This is a genomic window from Streptomyces sp. ICC1 (assembly GCF_003287935.1).
GTDB classification, from domain to species: Bacteria; Actinomycetota; Actinomycetes; order Streptomycetales; family Streptomycetaceae; genus Streptomyces; species Streptomyces tritrimontium.
Map to the genome: position 1 here is coordinate 6,581,505 of NZ_CP030287.1, position 21,975 is coordinate 6,603,479.

17 protein-coding genes are annotated in these 21,975 nt (G+C 73.3%); 8 read left to right on the top strand and 9 right to left on the bottom strand.

Annotation, left to right across the window (positions count from 1 at the left end; all coding sequences use genetic code 11):
• Positions 1-39: 39 nt before the first annotated feature.
• Both DRB96_RS30885 and DRB96_RS30890 read right to left on the bottom strand, forming a co-directional pair.
• Entirely contained in the window at positions 40-252 is a 213-nt protein-coding gene (locus DRB96_RS30885; protein WP_112451425.1) for a hypothetical protein, read from the bottom strand.
• Positions 253-325: 73 nt separating this feature from the next.
• Entirely contained in the window at positions 326-1,465 is a 1,140-nt protein-coding gene (locus tag DRB96_RS30890) for an epoxide hydrolase family protein (RefSeq protein WP_112451426.1), read from the bottom strand.
• A 63-nt stretch (positions 1,466-1,528) separates the two neighbouring features.
• Between DRB96_RS30890 and DRB96_RS30895 the strand changes: the two genes are divergently transcribed.
• Positions 1,529-2,497, top strand: coding sequence for a YafY family protein (locus tag DRB96_RS30895; protein ID WP_112451427.1), 969 nt, complete (start codon positions 1,529-1,531; stop codon positions 2,495-2,497).
• 437 nt (positions 2,498-2,934) lie between these two features.
• On the opposite strand, the gene DRB96_RS30900 is transcribed toward DRB96_RS30895, so the two are convergent.
• The 3 genes from DRB96_RS30900 to DRB96_RS30910 all read right to left on the bottom strand — a co-directional run bounded on the left by DRB96_RS30900 (position 2,935) and on the right by DRB96_RS30910 (position 6,428).
• Complete coding sequence (locus DRB96_RS30900; RefSeq protein WP_112451428.1) at positions 2,935-5,118, bottom strand: MMPL family transporter; 2,184 nt, start codon at positions 5,116-5,118, stop codon at positions 2,935-2,937.
• A gap of 189 nt (positions 5,119-5,307) precedes the next feature.
• The gene (locus DRB96_RS30905; protein ID WP_112451429.1) at positions 5,308-5,826 is read right to left on the bottom strand and encodes a MarR family transcriptional regulator; all 519 of its coding nucleotides are present in this window, start codon (positions 5,824-5,826) and stop codon (positions 5,308-5,310) included.
• Positions 5,827-5,915: 89 nt separating this feature from the next.
• Positions 5,916-6,428 (bottom strand): SgcJ/EcaC family oxidoreductase, encoded by a 513-nt coding sequence (locus DRB96_RS30910; protein WP_112451430.1) that lies wholly within the window; start codon positions 6,426-6,428, stop codon positions 5,916-5,918.
• 178 nt (positions 6,429-6,606) lie between these two features.
• On the opposite strand from DRB96_RS30910, the gene DRB96_RS30915 reads away from it, so the two are divergent.
• The gene (locus tag DRB96_RS30915; protein ID WP_112451431.1) at positions 6,607-8,523 is read left to right on the top strand and encodes an AarF/UbiB family protein; all 1,917 of its coding nucleotides are present in this window, start codon (positions 6,607-6,609) and stop codon (positions 8,521-8,523) included.
• Between the two features lie 59 nt (positions 8,524-8,582).
• Here the strand turns inward: DRB96_RS30915 and DRB96_RS30920 are convergent, their stop codons facing one another.
• The 3 genes from DRB96_RS30920 to DRB96_RS45170 form a co-directional block, all read right to left on the bottom strand.
• Entirely contained in the window at positions 8,583-10,076 is a 1,494-nt protein-coding gene (locus DRB96_RS30920; RefSeq protein WP_112451432.1) for an oligopeptide:H+ symporter, read from the bottom strand.
• A 27-nt stretch (positions 10,077-10,103) separates the two neighbouring features.
• On the bottom strand, positions 10,104-10,817 hold the full coding sequence (locus DRB96_RS30925) for an ATP-binding cassette domain-containing protein (protein ID WP_239517782.1): 714 nt from the start codon (positions 10,815-10,817) through the stop codon (positions 10,104-10,106).
• 149 nt (positions 10,818-10,966) lie between these two features.
• Positions 10,967-11,122, bottom strand: coding sequence for a hypothetical protein (locus DRB96_RS45170; RefSeq protein ID WP_239516394.1), 156 nt, complete (start codon positions 11,120-11,122; stop codon positions 10,967-10,969).
• Between the two features lie 309 nt (positions 11,123-11,431).
• Between DRB96_RS45170 and DRB96_RS30935 the strand changes: the two genes are divergently transcribed.
• Positions 11,432-12,817, top strand: a complete 1,386-nt coding sequence (locus DRB96_RS30935) for an MFS transporter (protein ID WP_162688785.1) — start codon at positions 11,432-11,434, stop codon at positions 12,815-12,817.
• Here the strand turns inward: DRB96_RS30935 and DRB96_RS30940 are convergent.
• A complete protein-coding gene (locus DRB96_RS30940) occupies positions 12,765-13,994 on the bottom strand; it encodes a PP2C family protein-serine/threonine phosphatase (RefSeq protein WP_112451434.1) in 1,230 nt (409 codons plus the stop codon). The two genes, DRB96_RS30935 and DRB96_RS30940, sit on opposite strands and share 53 nt — an antisense overlap.
• 156 nt (positions 13,995-14,150) lie before the next feature.
• On the opposite strand from DRB96_RS30940, the gene DRB96_RS30945 reads away from it, so the two are divergent.
• From DRB96_RS30945 to DRB96_RS30965, 5 genes are all read left to right on the top strand, one after another.
• Positions 14,151-15,092 (top strand): cyclase family protein, encoded by a 942-nt coding sequence (locus tag DRB96_RS30945; protein WP_112451435.1) that lies wholly within the window; start codon positions 14,151-14,153, stop codon positions 15,090-15,092.
• A 94-nt stretch (positions 15,093-15,186) separates the two neighbouring features.
• Complete coding sequence (locus DRB96_RS30950) at positions 15,187-17,904, top strand: SpoIIE family protein phosphatase (protein WP_112453900.1); 2,718 nt, start codon at positions 15,187-15,189, stop codon at positions 17,902-17,904.
• A gap of 97 nt (positions 17,905-18,001) precedes the next feature.
• Complete coding sequence (locus DRB96_RS30955) at positions 18,002-19,636, top strand: sugar ABC transporter ATP-binding protein (RefSeq protein ID WP_239516395.1); 1,635 nt, start codon at positions 18,002-18,004, stop codon at positions 19,634-19,636.
• Complete coding sequence (locus DRB96_RS30960) at positions 19,633-20,676, top strand: ABC transporter permease (RefSeq protein ID WP_239516396.1); 1,044 nt, start codon at positions 19,633-19,635, stop codon at positions 20,674-20,676. The genes DRB96_RS30955 and DRB96_RS30960 overlap by 4 nt, the downstream gene beginning before the upstream one ends.
• A 110-nt stretch (positions 20,677-20,786) precedes the next feature.
• Positions 20,787-21,899, top strand: a complete 1,113-nt coding sequence (locus tag DRB96_RS30965; RefSeq protein ID WP_239516886.1) for a substrate-binding domain-containing protein — start codon at positions 20,787-20,789, stop codon at positions 21,897-21,899.
• The last annotated feature ends 76 nt before the right edge of the window (positions 21,900-21,975 follow it).

Genomic DNA, 21,975 nt, shown 5'->3' on the forward strand with positions numbered 1-21,975 from the left:
CCGCCCCGGGCGGCGGCTCCGTCTCCGTCTCCGGGTGGGCTACGGCCTGTACGTGTGGGACTGGGTGAGGGAGCCGTGGACGGCGGTCGAGCTGTAGGAGACCCGGGCCGCGCTCGCCAGTTCCCTGCCGGCCTGCTCGATGCGCAGGCCGTCCGCCGTTTCGGTGCTGCGGTTGCCGCGCCGGAGCAGGGTCCTGATCATCCACAACGCCGCCAGGCCCATCGCGCCGAAGAACACTCCGAGCTCGATCACTGTGCCCCACCCCCTCGTACGTACGTCTGACCATGATCCTAAGAGACGGGGGCCGGGCGGGGAAGGTGGCAGGTCAGGCGAAGAAGGTGCGGACGTCCGACACGAAGGCTTCCGGCTGTTCCAGGGAGAGGAAGTTGCCGCCGCGTTCCAGCTCGGTCCAGTGGGTGACGTGGTGGTCGCGTTCGGCGAAGCGGCGGATGGCGATGTCGGTGGGCAGGGCCACGGCCACGCCGGTCGGTACGGTGCCGCGCGGTTTCGGGGCCCAGGCGCCCGGGTCGTGGGCCGCTTCGTAGTAGAGGTCCGCCGAGGAGCCGGCCGTGCCGGTGAACCAGTAGACGCTGATGTTGGCCAGCAACCGGTCTCGGCCCACGGCGTCCTCGGGGAGCTCGGCGGCGGGGTCGGTCCACTCCTTGAACTTCTCCGCGATCCAGGCGAGTTGGCCCACGGGCGAGTCGTGCAGGCCGTGGGCGAGGGTCTGCGGGCGGGTGGACTGGATGGCGGCGAAGCCCATCTTGTCCTGCTGGAATTCCTCCAGGCGGGCCAGGCGCTCCTGCTCGCCGGAGGTCAGGCCGTCGAGTTCGGCGGGGTCTCCGGAGGGGAAGGTGATCAGGCCGTTCACGTGGACGCCGGTGACCCGGTCGGGGGCCCGGCGGCCCATCTCGGCGGCGATCCAGGCGCCGCCGCCGGTCCCCTGGACTCCGTACGCGCCGTACCCGAGCCGCTCCATCAGCTCGACGAACGCGCCCGCGATGCGGCCGGTGTTCCAGCCCTCGCCGGAGAGCGGGCCGGAGAAGCCGGTGCCGGGGGTGGAGGTCACGATGACGTGGAAGTCCTCGGCGAGCGGCTTGATGACATCGACGAACTGGACGAACGAGCAGGGCCAGTCGTGCATCAGGAGCAGGGGCAGGGCATCCGGGTTGTCCGAGCGGACGTGCAGGAAGTGGATGTTCTGGCCGTCGATCTCGGTGGTGAACTGGGGGAACTCGTTGAACTCGGCCTCGGCCGCGCGCCAGTCGAAGCCGTCGGCCCAGTACGCGGCCAGGGCCTTGAGGTAGTCGGTGGGCACGCCCCGGCTCCAGCCGGCGGCGGGGCTCCCGGTGGCCCAGCGGGTGCGCGCGAGGCGGTCGCGCAGGTCGTCGAGCTCGGCCTGCGGGACGTCGATGCGGAAGGGGCGGATACGGGCGTCGGTGGGGGTGCCGCTGCTGTTCTTCATGGGTACGACGATATTCTCGATATAGGCATGAATCGTTCCTAATGAGTGGGCAGGCTGGGGCTTGTGATCGATACTTCGGCGCGGCTGCTGCGCCTGCTCTCTCTGTTGCAGAGCCCGCGGGCCTGGCCGGGATCCGAGCTGGCCGAACGGCTGGGGGTGAGCGGCCGTACGGTCCGCAACGACATCGAGCGGCTGCGCGAGCTCGGCTATCCCGTGGACGCCACGCGCGGTACGACCGGCGGCTACCGGCTGGGCGCGGGCGCGGCGATGCCGCCGCTGCTCCTCGACGACGAGGAGGCCGTCGCGGTGACGATCGCGCTGCGCACCGCGGCGCAGGGCGCGGTCCCCGGTACGGAGGAGACCTCGCTGCGGGCGCTGGGCAAGCTGGAGCAGGTGCTGCCCTCGCGGTTGCGCCGCCGGGTGCGGGCGCTGGCCGCGTACACGGTGGCCGTGCCGGCGGACCGGCCGGTGCCGGCCGTCGCGGCGGACGTGCTGACCACCCTGGTCTCGGCGTGCCGGGACCGGGAGCGGCTGCGCTTCGACTACCTGGACCACGCGGGTTCGCCCACCCGCCGCCTCGTGGAGCCGTACCGGGCGGTGAACTGGGGGCGGCGCTGGTACCTGGTGGCGTGGGACGTGGAGCGCGAGGACTGGCGGACCTTCCGGATCGACCGGATCCGGCCCCGCCTCCCGGCCGGGCCGCGCTTCGCCCCGCGCGAGCCGCCGGGCGGCGACCTCGCGGCGTACGTCTCCCAGCGGGTGTCGGGGGCGGCCTGGCGCCATCACGCGCGGGTGACCGTGCACGCCCCGGCGGCGGCGGTGATCGAGCGGATCAACCCGGCGGTCGGCACGGTCGAGGCGCTCGACGCCGGGAGCTGCGTGCTGGTCACCGGCGCCGACTCGGTGGAGGCCCTCGCCGTGCACCTGGGGCTGCTCGACTTCGACTTCGAGGTCACCGGGCCCGCGGAGCTGGTCGGGCACCTGCGCCGGCTGGCGGACCGCTACGCGCGCTCGACGCCGCCCGCCGGGTGAGCGGGGCGGCCGCCGCCTGCATCGCGGGCGATCTGGCCGAGCTGGTCACCGGGCGGGTGGCCCTCGACCCGTCGCACCCGCGCCTGTTCAAGAGCGTGGGCACGGCCTGGGAGGACCTGGCCGTGGCCGCGGCGGCGTACGGACTCGCCACCGGAGGCCAGGGCTGTGACCGCGGGCCGGGGAACGACCTGCGGCGCCCGGACAGGGGGATGCCGGGCGCCGCGGTGAGGAAGGCGGGAACCAGGGCGGCCCGGCGACGACGGGGCGGGGGATGCCCGCCGTCGCAGTGGGGCCGCCCTGGTGGTTCGCCCGCACACCGTCAGGAAAGCGCCCGCTGCTCGCGATGGACTACAGGAGTACCGGACCGTCCCGTCCCGGGCGCGCGAGCGGCCCGGGACGGCGTGCGTCCCGGGCCGCTCGCGCGTGGTGCGGGCACCTCAGCCGTGCTTCTCGATGTTGAGCGTGGGCAGCAGCCGGTCCAGGCCCGCCGGGATCCACCAGGCCTTGCGGCCCATCAGCTGCATGGCGGCCGGGACGATCAGGAGGCGGATGACGATGGCGTCGACGAAAACCGCGACGGCCATGCCGAAGCCGAACTGCTGGAGCATCCGGTCGCCGCCCAGCATGAAGGCGCCGAAAACCGCGATCATGATGAGGCCGGCGGCGACGATGAGCGAGCCGGTGTGGGCGAGGCCCTCGCGGATGGCCGTGTCGGGCTCCTTCGTACGGTCCCACTCCTCGCGGACCCGGGAGACCAGGAAGATCTCGTAGTCCATGGAGAGGCCGAAGACGATCGCGAAGATCATGATCGGGAGGTAGGCCTGGATCGGCCCCGGCTCGACGCCGAACATGCCCTCCTGGAAGACCAGCGTCATGGCGCCCAGCGCGGAGCCGATGCTCAGCAGGTTCAGCAGGGCGGCCTTGAGCGGGATCAGGATCGATCGGAAGACGATCACCAGGAGGATCAGGGACAGGCCGACGACGATCGCGATGAACACCGGAATGCGCTTGGCGACGGCGTCGGAGTAGTCCACGACGGCCGCGGTGGCGCCGCCGACGAGGTACGTCGCCGGGTGTTCCCGGGCGAGTTCGGGCAGGACGTTGTCCCGCAGCTCGTGGACGAGGTCGGAGGTCTTGGCGTCCTGCGGGGCGGAGGTGGGGAAGACGATGACGGTGAACGCCTGCTGGTCCTTCGCCGGGAAGGCGGGCGAGGCCGCGGCGATGCCGGCGGTGGACCTGAGCTTGGCGGACAGAGCCGCGCCGGCCTTGCTGTCGCCCTCGGCGACCACGACGAGCGAGCCGTTGAAGCCGGGGCCGAAGCCGTCGGCGAGGAGGTCGTACGCCTTGCGGCTGGTGGACGCGGCGGGGTCGTTGCCGGAGTCGGCGAACCCGAGGCGCATGCCGAGGGCCGGTGCCGCCAGCGCGCCGAGTGCGACCACGGAGAGCAGCAGGGCGGCCAGCGGACGGCGCTGCACACCGCTCGCCCAGCGGCGCCAAGCGGCCCCGCCCTCGGCGGACTTGCCCTTGGCCACGCGCTTTTGCGCCTTGGCGGTGAACTGGCGGGCGAACCGCTTGCCGAAGATGGCCAGCAGGGCGGGCAGCAGGGTGAGCGAGGCCAGCATGGTGACGAGCACGGTCAGCGAGAGGGCGACGGCGGTGCCCTGGAGCGAGCCGAGGCCCATCACCACCAGGCCCATCAGCGCGACGATGACCGTGCAGCCGGCGAAGAAGACCGTGCGCCCGGCGATGTCGAGGGCCTTGGCGGAGGCTGCCTCCGGACTCGCCCCCCTGACCAGTTCGGCGCGGTAGCGGGCGAAGATCAGCAGCGCGTAGTCGATGCCGACGCCGAGACCGACGAGGATCAGGACGTACTGGGTGTAGCTGGCGATGTTGACGAAGTGCGAGACGAGCACGACCCCGCCGAGGGTGGTGCCCACGGCGAACACGGCGGTGATGATGGGCAGTCCGGCGGCGATGACCGTGCCGAACATGAACGCGAGGATCACCAGGGCGGCGAGGAGGCCGATGCCCTCGGAGGCACCACCCTCCTGCTCGGCGAGCTTGCGGGCGGCTTCACCGCCGAGCTCGACCTGGAGGGTGCCGCTCTGGGCCGTGCGCGCGGTGTCGAGGATCTTGAGGGTGTCGACCCGCTCCATGAGCCCGCTCTTGCCCTTGAGGACGACCGTGGCGTAGCCGATCGTGCCGTCCTTGGAGACGGCCGAGGTCTCCGTGTAGGGGCTCTGGACCCGGGCGACCGTGGGGAGCTTGGCGACCTCGTCCAGCATCGCGGTGACCCGCTGCCTGGTGTCGGCGCCGGAGATTCCGGCCTCGTCGCGCAGCACGATCTTCACGCTGTCGCCGGCCTGGACGGAGCCGTGCTTCGCGAGGACGTCCAGCGTCTGCTGGGTTTCCGTTCCGGGCAGGGAGAAGTCGTCGCGGTAGCCGTCTCCGACGGCCGAGGCGCCGCCCCAGACGCCCACCAGGATGACGGTCCACAGTAAGAGGGCGGTCCAGCGGTGTCGCTGGCTGAAGGCCGAGGTGCGTTCCAGAAGGGTCTTGCGAGGGGGTGGCGGCGGTGTGTCGGGGCTGCCGACGCCCCTGACCGGTGCGGTGGTCACCATGCACTCCTTGTCTAGGCAACCTGCCCAGGTCCCCACAGCGGCGTGGAGCACGGCTGGAGCCCCGCTTGAACGCCGGGCGCATGTGGCTGGAAGGCGCACCGGATCCCGTCGCGGTGGCCGGATCCGGCGGTGGGGGCGGATCCGGCGGAGCGGGCCGGCGGGTCAGGGCCGACGGCAGGGGTCGGCGGGTCAGGAGGCGGCGGGGGCCTTCGCGGCCTTGTCCGGTGCGCCGGAGAGCAGTCGCAGGGTCTCGGCGTGGAAGATCTCGTTGCCCCGGGTGGTGACGTCCAGGAGCAACTGCCGCTGCTCCCCGGTCAGTGTGGAGAGCAGTTCGCCGAGGGCGCCCCGGTATCCGGTGAAGACCTTCTCGACCCGCTCCGCGAAGGCCTCGGGAACGGCTTCGACGATGACCCGCCTGCGGTCCCCGGGGTCGGGGCGGCGCCGTACGAACCCGGCCTTCTGCAAGTGGTCGATGACCGCGGTGATGGCCCCGCCCCGGCTGAGTCCGACGCGCTCGGCGAGCCGGCCGGGGGTCATCGGCCCTTCCAGGTCGAGCAGGCTCAGGCAGTTGAAGTCGGTGGCGTTGAGGCCCACCGACTGGGCCACCGCGGACTGGAAGAGGACCGTGCGCGCGGCCTGCACCCGCAGTGCCGTCGCGAGCGACAGCAGCGTGGCGAAGGAGGGGTCCTCTTCGCTGTGCGGTTGCATCCTCGAGCTGCCTTCCTGCCGGTCCGGTGCGGTGTGGTGCGGACAGCGTACTGGCGCGGTCCGGCCCGGGTGCGTCCGGTCCCGGCAGGTCAGCGGGGCTGCCGGGAGCGCAGGGCCCGGTCCACGCGCAGGCGCACGGCCTTGGCGGCCACCGCGAACAGCGGTCCGGAGGTCGGGAACGGCTTCACCCGGCCGTTGTGGAAGGACGCGACCGTCCAGCGGTCCCCTTCGCGGACCAGGACCAGCGTCTGCCTCGACCGCCGCTTGGCGGTGACCTCGCGCTGCCAGGGGAAGAGCGCGGCTCCGGTGGAGACCACGACGGCGGTGTGCTCGTCGACCATGCGGACGCTCTCGATGTCCTCGCACACCAGCCGGGTGCCGTACAGCATCGTGCGGAACATCAGGTCGTGCGTGTCCGCGATCTCCTGACGGCCTTCCAGCACGACCCCGTTGAACTGGACGTACGCGGCGTCCGGCGTGAACAGCCCGGCGTATCCGGCGCCGTCGGCGGCATTCCAGTGCTCGGACAGCCCGTCCAGCAGGGTCCGGACCCCTTCGAGGACGGCGGGGCCGGCGGGGCCTGCGGTGGTCTGCGTCTGCATGACGATCCCCTTTGCTCTCTTTCCGCGTTTCTCGTTTTCCGTATATCTCTAATTTAGAGAGATATGGCGGAGCCCGTCAACCCCCGCGCCCGCGGCGACGGCGGCGCTCCACCGGGACTCAAGCCGGAATCGACCACAACTCCCTTTGATGAAAGGTGAATTCACTACCCTGACCGATATGTGGTTCATCGGATTTGGTGGCGCATTTGCCGTGATCGTCCTCCCGGCGATCCTGGGCAGGCGCATGCTCGGCATGGATGCGGGCGTCCTGCGCGTGATGGTCGCCGCGGTGGTCGGCGTCTCGGTTTCCGGGACGCTCATCGGGCCGCAGTTGCAGGTCAGAGGCCCACTCCTGTTCTCCCTGATGGTCGGCGTGGGGCTGCTGACCGCGATGGTCTGCCTCGTCGTCCTCGATCTGGCGCTGCCGTCCGGCGGGATGCGGCCGCTGGGCTGGATCCCGTCGGTCCGCGCCCGGCTGTCACGGGCCCGGCGCTACTCCGAGATCGTCGCGATCCTCGGCCGCCACGGCCTGCGCCCCTATCTCACGGGCCGGGCCAGAAGCGCCGACGGCACCCGGCACGCCCACCTGGCCCGGGAACTGCGCGGGGCCCTCCAGGCGGGCGGCACCACCTTCGTGAAGCTGGGACAGGTGATGTCCACCCGGCGCGACCTGCTGCCCGAGGCGTACGTCGAAGAGCTCAGCCACCTCCAGGACCAGGTGCCGCCCGCACCCTGGCCCGCGGTGGAGGCCATCCTGCTGGAAAGCCTCGGGGCGCCCACGGACGAGGTGTTCTCCGAGTTCGACCGCGAACCGCTCGCCGCCGCCTCCGTCGCCCAGGTGCACGCGGCCGTGCTGCGCGACGGCACGCGCGTCATCGTCAAGGTGCAGCGGCCCGGGATCCGCGAGGCGGTCGACCGGGACCTGGACATCGTCGCCCGCCTCGCCCGGACCCTCCAGGTCCGTGCGGACTGGGGCCGCAGCCTCGGGCTGACCGAACTGGCCCAGGGGTTCGCGGTGGCGCTGCGCGAGGAGCTGGACTTCCGGGTCGAGGCCCGCAACATGACCGCCGTGAGCCGGGCCGCCGAGGCGCGCCGGGACGACAGCGTCGTCTTCCCCGTGCTGTGCGGGGAACTGAGCGACGACCGCGTCCTGGTGATGAGCCGGATCGACGGAACACCGCTCGGCCAGGCCCGCCCCGACAGCCCCGAGCACGGGAGGAAGCTGGCGAAGACCCTGCTCACCGCGCTGCTCGACCAGATCATGTACGACGGGGTGTTCCACGCCGATCCGCATCCGGGCAACATCCTGCTGCTCCCCGACGGAAGCCCCGCCCTGCTCGACTTCGGCTCGGTGGGGCGCCTGGACAGCGGGCTGCGCTCCGCCATGGCCGGGCTGTTCCTCGCCGTCGACCGCGGGGACCCGGTGGCGCTGTGCGACGCGCTGCTGGAGGTGACCGACCGGCCGGAGGAGGTCGACGAGCAGCGGTTGCAGCGGGCGCTCGGGCAGTTCAGCGGCCGGCACCTGGGGCACGGGTCCGCTCCCGACGTGGCGATGTTCACCGCCCTGTTCCGGCTCGTGGCCGAGTTCCGGCTGACGGTGCCGCCGGAGCTGGCGGCGGTGTTCCGGGCCCTGGCCACCCTCGAGGGCACCCTGCAGCGGGTGTCGGACGGCTTCGACATCCTGGACGCGTCCCGCTCGTACGCCGCCGCACGGTTCGCCCGGCAGCTGGAGTCGGACAACATACGGGGCACCGCGCGCGACGAGATGATGGCGCTGCTGCCCGTACTGCGCCGGCTCCCCCGGCGCCTCGACCGGATCGGCGGGGCGCTGGAGGAGGGGCGGCTGGGGCTGAACATCCGGCTGCTCTCCGACGCCCGCGACCGGCGGGTGATCGGCGAGCTGCTCAGCCGGGTCCTGCTGACCTTCCTCGGGATCTTCTTCGGGGCGCTGGGGGCGCAGCTGCTGAGCATCGGGGGCGGGCCGGAGGTGACTCCGGGGCTGGGCCTGTTCGGGCTGATCGGGTACCACCTGCTGGTGCTGTCCGCCGCGCTCGTGCTCAGGACCGTCTACGTGCTGACCAGGCCGCTTTCCTGATCCCCGGCCCGGGGATCCGGGCAGGGACCCGGGTCCGGGATCCGGGCCCGGGGACCGGGTCAGACGCCCAGACGGCGGGTCAGCGGGCGGCGTCCGAGGACGAGCCCGACGCCCACCGCGAGGGCGGCGAGGCCCAGCACGAGGAAGTAGCCGGATCCGGGCACCCGATCGCCCGAGACCTTCAGCGCGTTGCCGCCGATACCGCCGCCGAGCGCGCCGGACAGCCAGAACAGGGAGACCATCTGGCTGGTGAAGGTGGCCGGGGCGACGGCCGTGGTCGCGCTCATCCCGACGGGTGCGAAGGCCACTTCGCCGGCGGCGAGCAGCAGGAAGGACAGGATGAGCCAGAGCGGCGAGACGAGTTTCCCGCCGCCTGCCCCGAGCGCGGCGAGCGCCATGACGAGGTAGGCGGCGCCGGTGAGGCTCATGCCGATGGCGTACTTCACCGCGGTCGGGATGCGGTCCCCGGCGCGGGTCCAGAGCCAGGCGAACAGCGGCGCGGTGACCAGCACGAACATCGGGATCGCCGCGTGGAACCAGCTGGCGGGCACGGTGGTGCCGAACATCTCCCGGTCGGTGGACTCCTTGGCGAAGAGCGTGAAGACGGACCCGCCCTGGAGGAACAGCGCCCAGAACACGGCGGAGGCCAGGAACAGCCAGATGTACGTCTTCACCCTGACCCGCTCCCCCGCGGTCAGCAGCGGGTTGCGGATCAGCCGCCAGAAGCAGATCACGGGCGCGGTCATGCACAGCAGCCCGATCAGCGCCATGACGTGGCCGATCTCGAAGGTGCCGAGGGCGGCGTCCGCTCCGTAGACGGCGAGCACGAGGGCGGTGGCGGCCAGGGAGACGCGCAGTACCCGGGTGCGCTGGGACGGGCTCGCGGCACGCTCGGGGGCGCCGCCCACGCCCTGGAAGTCGCGGGCGCCCCTGACGTACTGGATCAGGCCCACGGCCATGCCGAGGGCGGCGAGGCCGAAGCCGAGGTGCCAGTTCACTCCCTCGCCGACCGCACCCACGACGATGGGCGCGATCAGGGCGCTGACCTGCACGCTCATGTAGAAGATGGCGAAGCCGGCATCGCGGCCCGCGCGGTCGTCGCGGTCGTAGAAGGAGCTGAGGAGGCCCGCCATGTTCGGCTTGAGCATGCCGGTGCCGAGCGCGATGAGCAGCAGGCCGGGGTAGAAGAAGCCGGTGACCGGGACCGCCATGCAGAGGTGGCCGAGCCCGATCAGGATCCCGCCGTAGAGCACCGCGCGGTAGGTGCCGAGGACGCGGTCACCGATCCAGCCGCCGGGGACGGAGGCGATGAACACCGAGGCCATGTAGAGGCCGTAGAGCAGCGCCGCGTCCTCGTTGGACATGCCGAGGCCGCCGTTGGCGGTGGACTCCGTCGAGTACAGGACGAGGATCGCCGTCATCCCGTAGAAGCTGAACCGCTCCCACATGTCCGTGCCCCACAGGGTGACGAACCAGCGGGGGCGGCCCAGGAGTACGGCGCTGGGCCGGTGGGACGCGGGCGGGTCGATACGGGGTTGGGTCGGGGCGGCCATCGGTCTTCGGCTCCTCCGTGCGTACGGTCATACAGGCACGGTGAGAGATTCGCCCGAGCCCTTCGGGGACGGCTCGAGGACGGCTCGGGGGGTGCCGCGCCGGATGATCCGGCCGTCGGCCATCACCAGCACCTCGTCCATGGCCTCCAGGCCCTGGAGGCGGTGGGTGACGAGGATCAGCGACCGGCCGCGGGTGCTGTCGAGCACGTCGGCGAGGACGGCGTCGGCGGCTGCCCCGTCGAGGCCCTCCGTCGGCTCGTCGAGGAGCAGGACGGGCGGGGCGGCGAGGAGCGCGCGGGCCAGCAGGAGCCGTCGGCGCTGGCCGCCGGAGAGCCGGCCGCCGTCGGAGCCCACGAAGGTGTCCAGGCCTTCGGGCAGGCCGAGGACCCAGTCGAGCAGGCCGGCGTGGCGCAGCGCCTCGCGGATCTCGGCGTCGGTGGCGTCGGGGCGGGCGGGCCGCAGGTTGTTGCGGACGGAGGTGTGGAAGACGTGCGCGTCCTGGAGGGAGCCGCTGACGGTGCGGCGCAGGGTGGACTCCGGTACGCGGGCGAGGACTTCGCCGTCGAGGGTGATGCCGCCCCCGGCGGGGACGACCAGTCGGGCGATCGCCGCGAGCAGCGTCGACTTTCCGGAGCCGCTGGCGCCGATGACGGCGATCCGGCGGCCGGGGGGCAGTTCGAGGCTGACGCCGCGCAGGGCGGGCGGCGGCGGTGCCGCCGGATGCCGAGCATCCGGCGGCACCGAGACCCAGGAGCAGTGCCACGGCTGCGGTCCGTGTCCTGGAACCCATCGGTCTGGTACAGGCACCACTTGTTGGACGCGATGGTGATCAGGTTGTCCTGGATGTCCAGCCAGCCGGGGCCGCGGTCCAGGTGCCAGGGCGTGCCCTGTTAGCCCGTGGCCTTGTACAGCGTCACGTTGCAGCTGTTGCCGTTGTTGAAGGCCGAACCGTGCAGGGCGTTCTTGAAGTTCGCGTAGCCGGTGAGATCCGTGTTGTTCTGGTAGACGGTCTGCACGCCGCCCCGGTAGTCGGTGTTCCAGTCCACGCACAGCCCTCCGCTGTTGCAGCCGGCCGGGGCCTCGGTCGCGGCCGGCGCGACGGCCGCCGCGCCCAGGGCTCCGTATCTCGTGGACCGGTGTTCCCGTACGCCTTGAGGCTGCCGGTGGCGGCCAACCGGCGACCAACGCGAAACCAACGGGGGCCCGTTGGCGGCGACGGCGAAGCCCGTGGTCCGGATGCGGGCCCCGGCGGGCCGCCCCACAATGGGGTGAGGGCATGCGTGCGGCCGTCGATGGTGCCCCCGACTCCGACGGCGTCGACGTCGGCTTCGACGTCGGCTGAGAGGAGCGCGCCCATGCGCGCCGAGTCTTCGGCGGCAGCGCGGACGGGAGCCTTCGTCGCGGTCGCCGTCGCCCTGTTCTGCATCCAGCTCGACTTCTTCGCCCTCAACCTCGCCCTTCCCGGGATCTCCGAGGAACTCGGCGTCACGGTGTCGGCGGCGCAGTGGACCCTGTCCGCGTACATGCTCGCCATCGGCTGCTTCTTCATCGTCGGCGGCCGGGTGGGGGACGTCTTCGGGCGGCGGGGGACCCTGCTCGCCGGGACCGCCCTGTTCACGGCCGGTTCCGTGGGGTGCGCGCTGGCGCCCGGCCTCGGTCCCCTGGTGGCGGCCCGGATCGCCCAGGGCGTGGGCGCCGCGTTCGTCTTCCCGGTGGCCGTGTCCGTGATCACCAACACCTTTCCCGAGCAGACCCGCGCGAAGGCGCTGGGCGGCGTGTTCGGCGTCGCCAACATCGGGACCGCGCTCGGGCCCTTCGTGGGCGGAGGGTTCACCGAGGGGCCCGGCTGGCGCTGGATCTTCTGGCTGATGGCGCCGCTGGGCCTGATCTCGCTGCTCGTCGCCCTCGCCTACGTCCCGGACTCGCGCGACGTCTCGGCGCCGCGCGAGCTCGACCTCCTCGGCTGCGCCCTGATCGTGTGCGCCCTGGCCGCCCTCACCATGGCCGTGGAGCGCGGGGACGCCTGGGGCTGGGACAGCGCCCGCGTCCTGCTCCTGTTCGCGGGGGCCGTCGTGGCCGGCGGGCTGTTCCTCGTGCGGGAGCGGCTGGCCCGGCACCCGCTGATCGACCTGCGGCTGTTCCGCGACGTCCCGTACGTCCTGGTGACCGCGATGGGCTCGCTCACGAACATGGGCTATGGCGTCACCGTCTTCCTCGCCACCCTCTACCTCCAGGGCGTGCGCGGGCTCTCGCCGCTGCTGGCCGGCACGGTCTTCCTGGCCCCGGCCCTGCTGGTGGCCCTCAGCGGGCCGCTCGGGGCGCGCCTGGGCCGGCACATGGCGCCGACCACGGTGATGGCGCTGGCCGCGGCCGTCGCGGGCACGGGGATGTACGCGCTGGCCCAGGCGACCGCCTGGTGGCTGTACGTACCGGTGTTCGCGTGGTGCGGCCTGGGCCTGGGGCTTGGCTGGACCTACTCCAGCGTGGCGACCCAGCAGATCGTCGCGCCGGCCAGGGCGGGTGAGGCGTCGGGCGTACTGCTGACGTTCCTGGTCACGCTGGGCGCGATCGCGCTGGCCGGGACGGCCGCGGGGATCTCGGCGATGACGCCGCAGCGCTCGCCCGAGGAGGCCTACGACGCGATCCTGCGGCTGGGCGGGGTGGGCATCCTCGCCTCGGCGGTGGTCGTCATGGCCGTACGCCGCCTGGTCCGGCCCCGTCTTCGAGCCGGTCGTCCCTGAGCCGGTCGCCTTCGAGCCGGTCGCCTTCGAGCCGGTCCTCTTCGAGCCGGTCGACGAGGATGACCGCCACGTCGTCCGCCAAAGAGCCCCGGGTGTGGCGCAGCAGTCCCTCGCGCAGGCCCTCCAGGAAGTCCTGCCGGGTGTGGCCGCGCATCGTCTTCATGGCCTCGGGCAGGTCGAAGAAGGCGTTGTCCGCGTCCCGGGCCTCGATGACGCCGTCCGTGTGCAGCAGCATCCGGTCCCCCGGTGCGAAGGGATAGGTGTCCGGCCGCCCCGGAGGGCCGGTGATGAACTCCTCGAGGCCGAGCGGCGGCAGCGGGGTGGTGGGCACCAGGGACCGTACGGCGCCGTCGCACAGCAGCAGCGGGGGCGGATGGCCCCGGTTGATCACCACGACGTGGGGGCCGTCGGGGATCTGGACCACGAGCGCGGTGACGAAGGACTCCCGGAGGGCGTCGTCGGCGCCCTCCGGGCCCGCGCCCGCGCCCATGACGACGGCGTCCCGGCGCAGGGCCTCTCCGCAGTGGTTGACGACCTCCACCAGGTCGTCCTCGTAGTGCACCGCCTCCCGGAACGCGCCGAGCACGACCGCGGCGGCGCGTACCGCGGGCAGCCCCTTGCCCCGGACGTCCCCGACGATCATCCGGACCCCGTACCGGGTCTGGACCGCGTCGTACAGGTCTCCGCCGATCTGCGCGCCCGTCTCGGCCGCCAGGTACATGCTGGCCGCCCGCACGGAGCCCAGCCGGGCCGGTACGGGCCGCAGCAGGACCTCCTGGGCGGCCACGGCGATGCGGCGGATCTGGTTGAGCTCGTTCTCCCGGCGGGTGCGCGCCGCGCGGCTCGTGATGACGCTGGCCACGGACACCAGGAACAGGGCGACGAAGTTCGTGTAGACCTGCTGGCCGCCCCAGGCGTGGTTGTGGGTGGCGGTGGTCACGCTGACGCCGACGGCCACCCCCGCGGCCGCGAGCGTGCCCGTGGGACCCATCGTCACGGCCGCCAGAGCGGGTGTCGCGACCAACAGGGGGCCGGTGTACACGACGTGCGCGGGAGTGAGCTCGATGAGGAGCACCAGCAGGGCGAGCGCGAAGGGCAAGCACACCGCGAGCGTGAAAAGGACCTGGTGGTGACCGCCGGCTCCCGGTCCCGGGGGCGAGCGCAAGGGCGCCCTCATGAGTACAGCCTGCCTCGCCCGGACCCGCGGCCGCCACTCCTGTCCGTCCGTCCCCTGGGGGTGTCTTCCCGGCCCGAGCGGCCCGGCCTGCGCCGGAGCGGGTAGGGATGCGCAAACGGCGGGCCGGCCCGCCGCCCCGCGAGTCTGGAGCGCCGCATGCCCGTGAGCACCGACCCCGCGGAGGTTCCCCGGGTCTCCCGTGCGGAATTCGACGCCCTCTTCGCCTCGGTCCGTACGTGGGGCCGGTGGACCCCGGCCGACCGGGGCGCCTGGAACCGGGTCACCCCCGACCACGTACGGCGGGCCGCGGCCCTGGTCCGGGACGGTACGGCGGTGCCCCTCGGGCTGCCCTGGAACACCCGGCCCGGCCCCGACAACGCCAAGCCCGCCCTGCACTACATGTCCGACCTCGGCGATGTGGAGCCTCCGGAACCGGCCACCCACAAGGACTTCCTCGGCGTCGACTACCACGGCAAGGCCGTCAGCCACCTGGACGCGCTGTCGCACATCGCCTACCGGGGGCTGCTCTACGGGGGCCGCCCGGCGCGCGAGGCCATCGGCTCCGGCGGGGCCCGCTTCGGCTCGGTGGCGGCGCTGGGCCCGCTCGTGACCAGGGGCGTCCTCCTCGACCTGCCCGCCGTCCTCGGGGTGGACTGGCTGGAGCCCGGGCACGCGGTCCGCGCCCGCGACGTGATCGACGCCGAGCGCGCGCTCGGCGTCCGGATCGACGAGGGATGCGCCGTGCTGCTGCGCTCCGGCCGGTTCAGGCGCCGGCGCGAACTGGGCCCCTGGGACGTCGACGCGGCGAGCGCGGGCTTCCACGTGGACGCGATGCCGCTGCTGGCCGAGCGTGCGATCAGCCTGCTCGGCGCGGACGGGGACAGCGACGTCCGGCCGTCCCCGGTCGAGGGCCTCCACTCCCCGGTCCACGCCCTCGCCATCGCGGCCATGGGGGTGCCGCTGCTGGACAACCTGGACCTGGAGGCGCTGGCCGCCGCGTGCGCGCACGCCGGGCGCCACGAGTTCATGATCGTCGTGACACCCCTGAACGTTCCCGGCGGGACGGGATCGCCGGTCAGTCCGGTCGCTCTCCTGTGAAGCATCAAATCCCCAGGAATATACTCAAAGCACACTGATTCAACTTTCGTCCCGGGACGGCCGAGCGCGGCATCGGCAAGGGGAAGTGATGCAGATGGGGGTCACGGGAGAGCAGATCGGCCCCGCACGCTCCCGTGAGCGGTTCCTGGGGGGCGAGCCGGTCGAGGCCGGCGTGCGCGGCCCGATCCTGAACTCCTGGCGGCGCTGCCGGCTGCTGGGCCTGTCACCGGACGGGGCCGAGCTGCCCTACCGGGACGACTTCGATCCGGACAGCCGGCTCGTACGGGCCGCCGGACCCGTCCTCGACGCACTGCAGTCCCGGTTCTCCGACAGCCAGATGAACATCTCGGTCACCGACGCGAACGGCACGGTGCTCCAACGCCGCTTCGGCGAGGCCTCCCTGGCCCGCAGCCTGCCCCCCATCCAGAGCGTGCCCGGCTTCGTCTTCGCCGAGCGCTTCGCCGGGACCAACGGCATCGGCCTCGCGCTGGCCGAACGCGGCCCCATCCAGGTCTTCGGCGCGGAGCACTTCGCCGAACGCGCCCAGTCGAACGCCTGCTGCGCCGTACCCATCCGCGACCAGCTCAGCGGGCACATCGCGGGCGTGCTCTGCTTCGGCTACCCGCACACCTACGAGCACCCGGCCCTCGCCGTCCTGCTCCGCCGGGCGGCCGGGACGATCGAGCGGCGGATGACGGAGCAGAGCTCGCGGCGCGAGCGCGAGCTGCTGCGGGCGTACCTGGACGCCGGGCCGGACGGACCGGGGGGCCCGACCGGCAGGGAGGGACTGACCGGTCCGGAGGGACCGACCGGCAGGGAGGGACTGACCGGTCCGGAGGGACCGACCGGGCTGCGGGAGCCGACCGGTCCCGCGCTGGATCCGCGCGATCAGACGATCCTCAAGGACCGGGCGAGCGAGCTGATCTCCTCGTTCCGGCGGGCCGTCGTCGACGTGGCACTCCCCCACGGCCGAGGGGCCACCTTGCTGAGCCACCCGGTGACGAGCCGCTCCGGGGTGGCGGGCATGGTCGTCGAGGCCGTGCTCAACAACGACGGGCCACCGGCGCCCACAACCGCGCAGCGGCCCGCCGCGGTCCGCGGACTGGTCCTGGTGGGCGAGCCGGAGGTCGGGAAGTACGCCGTCGAGGCGCGGCGCCGCCTGGAGCTGCTGGCCGAGGCCAGCACCCGTATCGGCACCACCCTGGACGTGGGCCGCACCGCCCACGAGCTCGCCGAGATGGCCGTCCCGGCCCTGGCCGACTACGTCACCGTCGACCTGCCCGAGGCCGTACTGCGCGGCGACGACCCCGCCGGTCCCGGGACGGACCTGTACCGGACGGTGGTCCACGGCATCCGCGACGACTGCCCCTTCTACCCGGCGGGTCAGCACGTACGGCTGGGCGCCGCTAATCCCGTCATGCGCTGCCTGACCGAGAGCCGCACGTTCCTGGAACCCGAGCTGGGGTCCGCGGCCGGCTGGATCGCGCAGGACCCCGATCGCGCCCGCCGGATCATGGCGCGCGGCGTGCACTCCCTGATCGCCGTGCCGCTGCTGGCCCGCGGCGTCCTGCTGGGCATCGCGAGCTTCTACCGCGCGCAGGACCCCGCCCCGTACGCGGACGACGACAGCCGGCTGGCCCAAGAGCTCGCGGCCCGCGCCGCCCTGTGCATCGACAACGCCCGCCGCTACACCCGGGAGCACACCCTGGCCCTGGCGCTCCAGCGCAGCCTGCTCCCCCGCGGCCTGCCCGAGCAGGACGCCGTCGAGGTCGCTCACCGCTATCTGCCCGCCGAGTCCGGAGTGGGCGGCGACTGGTTCGACGTCATCCCCCTGTCCGGCGCCCGCGTCGCGCTCCTCGTGGGCGACGTCGTCGGCCACGGGCTGCACGCCGCCGCCACAATGGGGCGGCTGCGGACCGCGGCGCGCAACTTCGCCGAACTGGAACTCGCCCCCGACGAACTCCTCACCCACCTGGACAACCTCCTGGTGCGTCTGGACCGGGAGGAGGGGGACGACCACGCCACCGGCAGCACCGGCATCGCCGGCGCCACCTGCCTGTACGCCGTCTACGACCCCACCTCGCGGCAGTGCGCCATGGCCCGGGCCGGCCACCTCCCGCCCGCCCTGGTCCATCCGGACGGCACCGCGAGCTTCCCCGACCTGCCCGCGGGCCCCCCGCTGGGCCTGGGCGGCCTGCCCTTCGAGACGGCCGAGATCACGCTCCCCCGGGACAGCACCCTCGTGCTCTACACCGACGGGCTCGTCGAGGACCGCCACCGCGACATCGACGTGGCCCTCGACCGGCTGCGGCGCACCCTGGCCCACCCGGGCCGGAGCCCCGAGGAGACCTGTCAGGCGGTCATGCACGCCATGGCTCCCGAGCACCCCTCCGACGACATCGCCCTGCTCGTCGCCCGCACCCGCACCCTGCCCGCCGACCGGATCGCGGTCTGGGACCTGCCGGCCGACCCCGAGCGGGTGTCCGCGCTGCGCGCCGCCGCCACGCGCCGGCTGGCCGACTGGGGGCTGGACGAGCTCGCGTTCGCCGCCGAGCTGGTGCTGAGCGAGCTGGTCACCAACGCCATCCGCTACGGCACCGAGCCGATCCAGGTCCGCCTGATCCACGACCGCGCGCTGATCTGCGAGGTGTCCGACGGCAGCAGTACCGCCCCGCACCTGCGGCGGGCGGCCACCACGGACGAGGGCGGGCGCGGCCTGTTCCTCGTGGCACAGCTGGCCCAGTCCTGGGGTGCCCGCTACACGCCCCGCGGCAAGGTCATCTGGGCCGAATGCGCCCTGGACGCGGCATAGGGTCCGTCATGCACGCAATTGCACCGTGACTGCCAGTAGCATCCTGCCTGTCCCACCCTCCGAGAGGGGGATCCGAGGTCAGCCCCGGAGACGTCCCGTGCATGACGCCCATGACACTTCCGACACCTCGGCGAGCGGCCGCCCCTGGCCCTCCGGCGGGCCCTCCGGCGGGCCTTCCGGCGGGGAGCCGCTCGTCCGGATGCGCGGTCTCGGCAAGCGGTTCGGCGGCACCGTGGCGCTGGACGCGGTCAGCCTCGACCTCCACCGCGGCAGCGTGCTCGCCCTCCTCGGTCCCAACGGCGCCGGGAAGTCCACGCTCATCAAGGTGCTCGCCGGTGTCCAGCGGGAGGACGAGGGCGAGGTGACGGTGGACGGGCACCCGCTCCGTTCCGAAGCCGCCTCCGGAAAGATGTCCTTCATCCACCAGGACCTCGGCCTCATCGAGTGGATGACGGTCGCCGAGAACATCGCCCTGGGGACCGGCTACCCCCGGCGCCACGGTCTGATCTCCTGGCGCCGGACCCGGGAGCGCTGCGACGAGGCCCTGCGGACCGTCGCCGGACACCTGGACGCCGACGCCCGGATCGCGGACCTGGCACCCGCCGAACGCTCCCTCGTCGCGATCGCCCGCGCGCTCGCACGCCGGGCCGAACTCCTCGTCCTCGACGAGCCGACCGCCACGCTCCCCGCCGCGGACTGCGCCCGGCTCTTCGACGTCCTGCACACCCTGCGCGACCGGGGACACGCCGTCCTGTACGTGAGCCACCGGCTCGACGAGGTGTACCGGGTCGCCGACACGTTCGCCGTCCTGCGCGACGGACGCCTCGTCAGCTCGGGGCCGCTCGCCGGGTACGGCCCCGCCCGTCTGGTCCGCGACATCGCGGGCGGTCCGCCGGCCCGGCGCGGGCCCGCCGCCGCGGTGACCGCGGGCCGCACGGCCTCCGGCCGTCCGGTCTCCGGCCGCCCGGCCGCCGGAGGGCCTCCCGTACTGCGCCTCGACGCCGTGACGACGCGGCGCACCGGGCCCGTCAGCCTGGATCTGGCGCCCGGAGAGATCCTCGGCATGGTCGGGCTGACCGGCGCCGGCCACATGCACCTGGGCCGCGCCCTGGCCGGCGCGCTGCCGATGCTCGGCGGCCGGGCCCTGCTCGACGGGCGTCCGTACCGTCCGCGCACCACGGCCGACGCCCTGAACCGGGGGGTGGGCCTCGTACCCGCCAACCGCCAGGAGGAGGGCTGCGCCCCCGATCTGACGGTCCGGGAGAACCTCCTGGCCAACCCCCGGGCCGCCGGTGTGCCGGCCTGGAGCTGGCTCGCTCCCCGGCGGGAGCGGCGCGAGGCCGACGCCCTGATCGAACGGTTCTCGGTGCGCCCCCGCGACAGCGAGGCGGCCCTGGCCACCCTGTCCGGAGGCCATCAGCAGAAGGTCGTCCTCGGCCGGGCGCTGCGCGGGCGGCTGCGACTGCTGATCCTGGAAGAGCCGACGGCGAGCGTGGACGTCGGCGCCAAGGCGTCGATCCACCGGCTGCTCGACGAGGCCGCGGCCGAGGGCTTGGCGGTCCTGCTGGTGTCCACCGACTTCGAGGAGGTCGCGGACCTCTGTCACCGCGCGCTGGTCCTCGTCCGCGGATCGGTGGCGGCCGAACTGTCGGGCGCCGCCCTGACGCCCGCCGAGCTCACCCGCGCCGCCTCGGCCATGCCCGCGATCACCGGAAGCACGACGGACCGGTGACCTCCTGGTCCCCGCGGGGGCACCTCATCGGGCACTACGGCCTGCCGGCCCTGACCGCCCTGCTCTTCGTGGCGTTCTCCATCGCCCTGCCGGACACGTTCCCCACCCGGGAGAACGTGTCCTCCATCCTGTCCAACCAGTCGATCCCCGCCCTCCTCGCGCTCGGTGCGACGATCCCGATCGCCATCGGCAAGTTCGACCTGTCCATCGGCTACGGGCTGGGCCTGGCCCACGTCCTGGTGATGCACCTGATCGTCGAGGAGGGGACGCCCTGGCCGGTCGCCGGCCTCGCCGTCGTCCTCGGCGGGGCGCTGATCGGCGCCCTGAACGGGGTCATCGTCGAGTTCGCCCGGATCGACTCCTTCATCGCCACCCTCGGCACCGGCAGCATCATGTACGCGCTCACCGGATGGCTCACCGACGGCAGCCGGATCGTGCCCGGCCCGGAGGGCCTGCCGGCCTCCTTCACCGGCCTGTACGACTCCCGGTTCCTCGGCCTGCCCCTGCCCGCCTTCTACGTGCTGGCGGCCGCCGCCGTCCTGTGGGTGGTGCTGGAACGGCTGCCGTTCGGCCGGTACCTGTACGTCGTCGGCTCCAACCCCCGTGCCGCCGCCATCATCGGCATCCCCACCCGCAGGTACTCCGTCTACGCCTTCGCCGGATCGGGCCTGGTCGTGGGCGTCGCCGGGGTCCTGCTGGCCGCGCAACAGCAGATCGGCAACCCGAGCGTCGGCCTGGACTACCTGCTGCCCGCCTTCGTCGGCGCGCTGCTCGGCTCCACCACGGTCAAGCCGGGGCGCGCCAACGCGCTCGGCACCCTCGTGGCCGTCAGCGTGCTGGCCGTCGGGCTCGCCGGGATCGGCCAGCTCGGCGCCCAGTTCTGGGCCACCCCGCTGTTCAACGGCGGCACCCTGCTGATGGCGGTCGGTCTGGCCGGCTACGCGGCCAGGCGGCGGCTGCGCGCGCGGGCCGCGACGGACCGGCGCCCGCCCCACGAACCGCCCGCGCCATCGGAGCCGCCGGCGGCCGGCGGCCCGTAAGCGCCCCCGTCACCACCCCTCGCACCATCGCCCGGCCCCCAGCGCACCTCCCGGTCAGGAGCACCGTGTACCCGAACCGCAACCGCACCAGCGTCCTCGCGGCCGCGGCCCTGTGGGCGGCCGCCTCCGGCCTCGCCGCGGGCTGCGGGGGCGGGTCGTCCCCGGCCTCCGGCGCGGCCTCGCCGTCGGCCGGCGCCGGCTGCCCGGCCGTACTGGCGCAGGCGAAGGAGTCCGTCCAGCGGGCCGAGCGGACGGACCTGTCCTGGAACGGGCCCACGACCGGCCCCCGGGCGGTGCCCGACAAGACCGTCGTCTACGTCGCCCAGACCATGACCAACCCCGGTGTCGCCGGAGTCGCCAAGGGCGTCCGCGAGGCCGCGGCGGCCATCGGCTGGCAGGTCCGGGTGATCGACGGGGACGGCACCCCCGCCGGCATCCAGGCCGCGCTCAGCCAGGCCGTCACCCTGGCACCCTCGGGCATCGTCATCGGCGGCTTCGATCCCCGGCTCACGGCGCAGCAGGTGGCACGGGCCGGGGCCGCGGGAATCCCGCTGATCGGCTGGCACGCGGTCGACTCCCCCGGACCGAGCACGAGTCCCCGGCTCTTCACCAACATCACCACGAAGGTGGAGGAGGTCGGACGGGTCAGCGCGGACTGGGTCATCGCCGGGTCCGACGGCGGCGCCGGGGTCGTCGTCTTCACCGACGACTCCATCCCGTTCGCCCACAACAAGTCCGAGCTGATCAAACGGCGGCTCGCGGCCTGTCCCGGGGTGACGCTGCTGGCGACCGAGAACATCCCCATCCCGGACGCGAGCCAGCGCACCCCGCAGCAGGTCTCCTCCCTCATCTCCCGCTTCCGGGACCGGTGGACCCACTCCGTCGCGATCAACGACCTCTACTTCGCCGACGCCGCCCCCGCGCTGCGCGGCGCCGGGCGCCCCGGAGCCGGGCCGCCCTTCAACATCGGCGCGGGGGACGGCGACCCCTCCGCCTTCCAGCGCATCAACAGCCGGCGGTTCCAGGCCGCCACCGTCCCCGAACCGCTGTCGCAGCAGGGGTGGCAGATCGTCGACGAGTTCAACCGTGCCTTCGCCGGCGGGCCCGCGAGCGGGTACGTGGCACCCGTCCACGTGGTGACGGCCGAGAACAGCGGCGGGGCCACGTCCTGGGACCCGCGGGGCTACCGGGAGGCGTACGAGCGGATCTGGCACGGGCAGTGACCGACCCGGGTCACCGCGGGTTGACGCACGGGCCGTAGGGGCCGTACGGGCGGTGCGGCCCGTACGGCGACCGGAC